General features: G+C 46.0%; 7 protein-coding genes. 1 reads left to right on the top strand and 6 read right to left on the bottom strand.

Annotation, left to right across the window (positions count from 1 at the left end):
- Window positions 1-123: 123 nt before the first annotated feature.
- Window positions 124-1,035, bottom strand: coding sequence for an N-acetyltransferase (locus PF479_RS12980; RefSeq protein WP_298007296.1), 912 nt, complete (start codon window positions 1,033-1,035; stop codon window positions 124-126).
- On the bottom strand, window positions 1,019-2,722 hold the full coding sequence (gene proS, locus PF479_RS12975; protein WP_298007295.1) for a proline--tRNA ligase: 1,704 nt from the start codon (window positions 2,720-2,722) through the stop codon (window positions 1,019-1,021). The genes PF479_RS12980 and proS overlap by 17 nt, the downstream gene beginning before the upstream one ends.
- Window positions 2,723-2,954: 232 nt before the next feature.
- On the opposite strand from proS, the gene eno reads away from it, so the two are divergent.
- Window positions 2,955-4,259: a phosphopyruvate hydratase gene (gene eno, locus PF479_RS12970; protein ID WP_298007294.1), complete on the top strand. Its 1,305-nt coding sequence runs from the start codon at window positions 2,955-2,957 to the stop codon at window positions 4,257-4,259.
- Between the two features lie 94 nt (window positions 4,260-4,353).
- Here the strand turns inward: eno and PF479_RS12965 are convergent, their stop codons facing one another.
- The 4 genes from PF479_RS12965 to rpsI are packed head-to-tail and all read right to left on the bottom strand — an operon-like array spanning window position 4,354 to window position 6,032.
- Window positions 4,354-4,629, bottom strand: a complete 276-nt coding sequence (locus PF479_RS12965) for an acylphosphatase (RefSeq protein WP_298007292.1) — start codon at window positions 4,627-4,629, stop codon at window positions 4,354-4,356.
- Window positions 4,626-4,979 carry a response regulator gene (locus PF479_RS12960; protein ID WP_298007290.1) on the bottom strand — a complete coding sequence of 118 codons (354 nt, stop codon included), beginning with the start codon at window positions 4,977-4,979 and terminating at the stop codon, window positions 4,626-4,628. Before PF479_RS12960 ends, PF479_RS12965 begins: the two co-directional genes overlap by 4 nt.
- A gap of 50 nt (window positions 4,980-5,029) precedes the next feature.
- Window positions 5,030-5,686 (bottom strand): RecX family transcriptional regulator, encoded by a 657-nt coding sequence (locus tag PF479_RS12955; RefSeq protein ID WP_298007288.1) that lies wholly within the window; start codon window positions 5,684-5,686, stop codon window positions 5,030-5,032.
- Window positions 5,640-6,032, bottom strand: coding sequence for a 30S ribosomal protein S9 (gene rpsI / locus PF479_RS12950; protein ID WP_298007287.1), 393 nt, complete (start codon window positions 6,030-6,032; stop codon window positions 5,640-5,642). Before rpsI ends, PF479_RS12955 begins: the two co-directional genes overlap by 47 nt.
- Window positions 6,033-6,037: the final 5 nt, after the last annotated feature.

Here is a 6,037-nt window from a genome sequence, read left to right as displayed (position 1 = left end):
GATCTTTTTCATCTCTTCTTCGTCACTCAATTGTCAAATATGCTCGATATTCTCCTCATTCGTTCCTAAAATAGAAGAAAAATCTCTAAAAATAGTTTCAAAAGCACTAAGTCCGACAGGCTGCTAGCTGTTTCCCTGCTGCTCATAGTACCAGTGTTCAACTTCGAGCAGCAGATAAGGCCCGATCTGTTTAAAACCCCGTCTTTCCAAATTTTCCCTTAAAACCTCTCCCTCCGGTGGGAGTTGTACAAGCAATGAGTTTACTTTGGAATGAAAACAATATTCAGAGACATAATCCAGAAGCCCTGAGGCAATTCCAGCTCCACGGTATTCGGGAAGGATATAGAGACAATTCAGAATAGCATAAAGGTCATTTCCCCTGGATTCAAGATTCAGCCCTATAAATCCGCAGCCGCTGCCGTCGGGACTTTGAGCACGAACCGCGTATTCAGAAGGTTTACAATTCAATGGACTATAGGCAATCAGCAATTCTTTAAGAGAGAGAGAACTCTCAGAAAATATTTCATCTATAAGGGAATCCTGGGCAGCCTGGAATTCTTCCGATTCTGGATTCGTCATCTCCATGGAAAAATCATCATGAAAAAGATCCGAGATATCTTCGGGTTCTTCTCCCTCAGATTCAACTCCCCAATAATCACAAAGCTCGGAATACCAGAGATGGACCCGTCTCTTCATTTCACGGTCTTTATGAGCGAACCAGGCTTTCTCCAGATCAGGACGTTCTTTAAGAACATTTTTAAACCCTCTGAAGACCCCCCGGCCCGTGTTCAGGATGGTTCTTAATCTTTCTCTGTATATAGGATTTTTCAGGATACCCGTATAGCTGTCCATAAGCTGATAACCATCACTCGGATTCCAGGCTGGCAGAGGTATCGCGTTGGGGTCCGACTCTTCCCCTGTATCAGGGATAATCATCAGACTCAGCGAGTCCAGCAGGAAGGACTCATTCTGATTCTCCATGGCAAAAATGATCTGATCCATGAGTTCCGTCGTCAGTTTAAATTGCTGAGACATGCTGTTCTCTCCAAATTTTGAGTTCCTGTTTCAGCCTTTCCCGGGGGATAAACCATTTGACTCCGGTTTTTCTGTCTTTTAATTCCAATTCATCATTCTCCAGAAAACTACGTCCCACTACAATCCTCAGGGGGATGCCTATCAGAGCGGCATCACGGAATTTAACACCGATGGATTCGACTCTGTCATCGACAATTACCGTGTCAGTCCCCAGTTCCTCGGCCAGCTCATCCACGGCCTGTGAAATTCTGGGAGAGTGTCCTATGCCCATCAGATAATAGGCATAAGGAGCCAGTCCAAGGGGCCATATCAATCCCTGCTCGTCCCGATTGGCTTCGGCAATGCATGTCATCAATCGCCCCAAACCCATACCATAGGCTCCCATATAGGGAAATACTTTTTTTCCCTTATCATTTTCAAAGGAAAAACGCATTCTTTTTGTGTAATAATCATCCAATTTAAAGATATTTCCCATTTCAATGGCACTATGGGCTCCCAGTTCCTGACCGCAGTCAAAACAGAGGTCTCCCTTGTTCAGCTGGGCGATATCAGCACTGGGAGGCAGATCAAAGTCACGACCAAAATTGGCATTGACATAGTGCATACCTCCCTTGTTGTTTCCCAGCACCAGATTGGGTGTGTTGATAACAACATCATCGACAATCACCCTGACACCTTCAGGGGGATACACAGGTGAAATATGACCTGGTAAAAGATGATAAGTCTTCAGGGTTTCATAACTGGCGGGTGTCGTTGCCAAAAACCCCAGCACAGCACTCAGCTTGTCCAGGGAGACATCGTAGTCACCCCGGACAACAGCCATGATCGGCCCCTCTTCACTTTCATACACCCTGGGTTTAATCATCTTGGACAGAGGCAGATTCAGATTCTCTGACAAACTATTCGAGTCAGGGCTGCCATTAATCTTGATGCGCTTCAGGCCCTTGAGGGCTTCGGGTTTGCTCAGTTTGACTCCCACGGCAACAGACCGGTTGGCTTTATAGCCGCAGGAGGGGCAAACCATGACCACATCCCGGCCCTGTTCATGAGGAAAATGGAACTCGTAGGCCTTTGAACCTCCCATGATACCGACTCCTGATTCTGCCGGGAGAATCGGGATATTGCATTTCTGGAATATTCTGACATAGGAGTTGAATACCTTCGGGAAAAAATTATTCAAATCGGCATAGGAACGATGAAAGGAGTAAGCATCTTTCATTATAAATTCCTTGGCATGGACCAGACCGAGGCGTGTTTTCGTTTCATCCCGGAATTTTGTCTGAAACTGATAAATAAACAGGGGGAGATCCCGGTAGGACAATACAGTAGATCTGGCCAGCTCAACTGCCGCTTCCTCATGTGTAGAAGCCAGAACCAGTGTTCTGCCCTGAACATCCTTAAAGGTAACCAGAGGATTATCCTTTAACCGGCTCCTGCCTGATTTGTCCCAGATGGAGATCGGATTGACCAGAGGAACCAGAAACTCCTCGCCCCCCAGATCATGCATTTCCCTGGCAATGAGAACTTTCAGATTATCCAGCACCTTCTTCCCCATAGGAAGATAGCTGATCAAACCCTGTCCGAGCACATGAACAAAGCCGCCCCGGAGGAGGAGTGAATAGCCCTCGAGAGTCTGATTACCCGATTGTTGTCTGATGGTTTTTCCGATGAGCCTGGAGTATTTCATAAACACATTCTAGTGTGCAAGATTCATTAAGGTCAAGAAAAGACTTTTTCCCTGTATTTAAATTAGACTTGACTATCATCCGTAGAATTAGTTCACACTTTATATATGGAAACAAGTATTGCAGGTTTGACTTTTAAGCCTTAAATTGCCATATTTGAAACTAAGTGTTTTCAATAATATTGAAAACAAGTTTTCAATAATTTTAAACCATTTTCCAAATAAGGAGAGATCAATGGACACAATTGAATATGTAGAGGCCCGAGAAATTCTGGACTCGAGAGGTAACCCCACACTTGAAGTGGATGTCATGCTGGCAGACGGCTCTTTCGGTAGAGCGGCAGTCCCTTCAGGAGCCTCCACTGGAGTTCATGAAGCTGTTGAATTGAGAGACGGTGATAAAAACCGTTATATGGGTAAGGGTGTACTCAAAGCAGTTGAAAATGTAAACACAGTCATTGCCGATGCTGTCATCGGATTAAGTGCTCTGAATCAGGTAGATGTGGATAAAACCATGATCGAACTGGATGGTACTGAAAACAAGGCGAAACTGGGAGCCAATGCCATTTTAGGTGTATCCATGGCAACAGCCCGTGCGGCAGCCCAACATCTGGAAATAGACCTTTTCAAGTATCTGGGAACCTTTCATGCCAATGTACTACCAGTTCCCATGGCAAACATCATCAATGGCGGAAGCCATGCAGATAACTCCGTCGACTTTCAGGAATTCATGGTCATGCCTGTGGGAGCCGACTCCATTCGGGAAGCTGTCCGCTGGATTGCCGAAATATTCCACAACCTGAAGAGTCTGCTGAAAAAAGCAAACTACTCCACAGCCGTTGGAGATGAAGGTGGATTTGCTCCTGACTTCAAGTCTAATGAAGAAGCCCTTGAATTCATCATTAATGCCATCAAGGCTGCCGGACTGAAACCTGGTAAAGATGTGATGATTGCCCTGGACCCTGCTGCTTCCGAGTTTTCCGAAAAAGGAAAAGACGGAAAATATACCTATACCCTTCGCTGGTCTACGGGAGAAACCCTGACGGCAGAGCAGATGGTAGACTTCTGGGCCGACTGGTGTGACCGCTACCCCATTATTTCCCTTGAAGATGGTATGAACGAAGACGACTGGGCTGGCTGGAAGATAATGACAGACAGACTGGGAGACAGGATTCAGCTCGTAGGCGATGACCTTTTTGTCACGAATACAAAACGTCTGAAAATGGGAATTGACCAGGGCATCGCAAACTCTATCCTGATCAAGGTGAATCAAATCGGAACCCTGACGGAAACCTATGAAGCCGTAGAAATGGCCAAACGGGCCGGTTACACAGCTGTCATTTCCCACCGTTCCGGTGAAACTTCAGACACGACCATTGCCGACCTCGTTGTCGCCCTGGAAACAGGACAGATCAAGACCGGTTCAATGAGCCGGAGTGACAGAGTCGCCAAGTATAATCAGCTGATGCGCATTGAGGATGACCTGGAAGGCAGATCAACCTATGCCGGATGGGATGCATTTTACAGTATCAAGAGATAATAAATGAATACTCCGGCTTTTTGGCCGGAGCTGAGAAAAGCCCGGAACAGAAATGGTCCGGGCTTTTTTTATTCCTCAGAGGGATGAGCTCTTTTTAATAACTGATATTAAAATCGATAAGACTGTTGTCTAAGCTGGCTTGAAGAATCTGAGCCTCATCCACACGTGCACCGGGAGACCCCTTTTTAAGCCAGGTCAGCATGTCCTGTACTCTGTCGTTTGTCCCCTGCATATGGACCAGAACAGATTTGTCGTATTCGTTCCTGACCCAACCTGCAAGTCCCAGCCTTCTGGCCTGACGACAGGTGGAATATCTGAATCCCACACCCTGTACACGTCCGGTGACACGGACCCGTACCGCTTCATTCATTTTTGGAGGACTTCAGCCAGGGCCCCTTCCAGGTCTGAATAATCATAGGGTTTGTAAAAAACCTTGAAAGGAATGGGAAACTCTGGTCTTAAAAATCCGCTGGTGATAAATATTTCTTTATCACTGCAGTAATGATCCAAAAATTTAATCCAGTAATCACCCCCCAGGATATCCATTCTATAATCCGTAACAATGACCTTGATTTCAGAATTGTCCAAAAGCTGTTTGATCGCACCTACACCATCGGAGGCCACAAACACCTGATAACCCTTGCGGATTAGATAGTCTCTCAGAGTGAGTCGTATGGCATCCTCATCTTCTACAACAAGGATTGCTTTTTCATCTGTCATTTCTATCTCCCTCTAATAGGATTTTTCATCCTGGTTTGACAACAGTATAGTCATGAAGGGTCAAAATAGTCACGTCTAACTTTATTTTTAATGGATGAATAGGGAAATCCGCGTCTGAGAAGATTTTTAATGATCTTTTCATCGCTGAGGCTTTGTCGTTTAAGCTTATTATAACACTGTTGAAGGGCCTTTTGTTCATCCTCGTCTGTGATCAATCGAACAACCTGGGTCCGGGCGATATCTCCTGAAACACCTCGATGCTGCAACCCCGCAACAAGGGCATCCCGTCCCTCAGGGTGGATCTTAAGGCGTTCATGAAGCCACAATTCAGAAAAACGGTAATCATCCAGAAATCCGAGAGCGATCATATCCGACAGGATTCTCCGGCTCACCAGTGAAGAATAGCCCCGCTTCTGAAGCTTCTGCATCATCCTGCCCGAGGAATCCTCTCGGAGGGCCAGCCGGGAGGCTGCCCACTCTTTCCCCCGGACGTAGGAATCCTCTTCAATGAGACGCTCCAAGTCTTCATCACTGAGAATTTTACCGGCAACCCAGGATGCATCAAGAGGTAAGGGCATAAAAAAAGAGGAGCCATCGGTTAAAGAAACCGTAATGGTCTCCTTTCCGGCTCCCCTCTTCTGTAGAGATGCTATAGAAATATTAACGTTTAGAGAACTGGAACTTACTACGAGCCCCTTTCTGTCCATATTTCTTTCTCTCGACCATTCTAGAGTCTCTTGTCAGGAATCCATTAGCCTTCAGAGTGAGTCTGTTGGTTTCATCCAGTTCAAGAAGAGCTCTGGAAATACCATGACGACAGGCACCAGCCTGACCGGTAATTCCACCACCTCTTACGGTAATCAGAATATCGTACTTTTCGATTGCATCGGTAACCACAAGGGGTTCCCTGATCATTGTTACCTGTTGTTCAATGGGGAAAAAGTCAGCTATGGCTTTTCCATTGACAACAATTTCACCCTTTCCCTGTCTAAGATAGACGCGGGCGGTGGCTGTCTTTCTTCTTCCTGTACCATGTGCAAGATTTTTAATCACTGTTC

The organism is Oceanispirochaeta sp., assembly GCF_027859075.1.
GTDB lineage: Bacteria > Spirochaetota > Spirochaetia > DSM-2461 > DSM-2461 > Oceanispirochaeta.
Note: the sequence above shows the minus strand (reverse complement) of the source record. Positions and strands in the feature narration are given on the sequence as shown.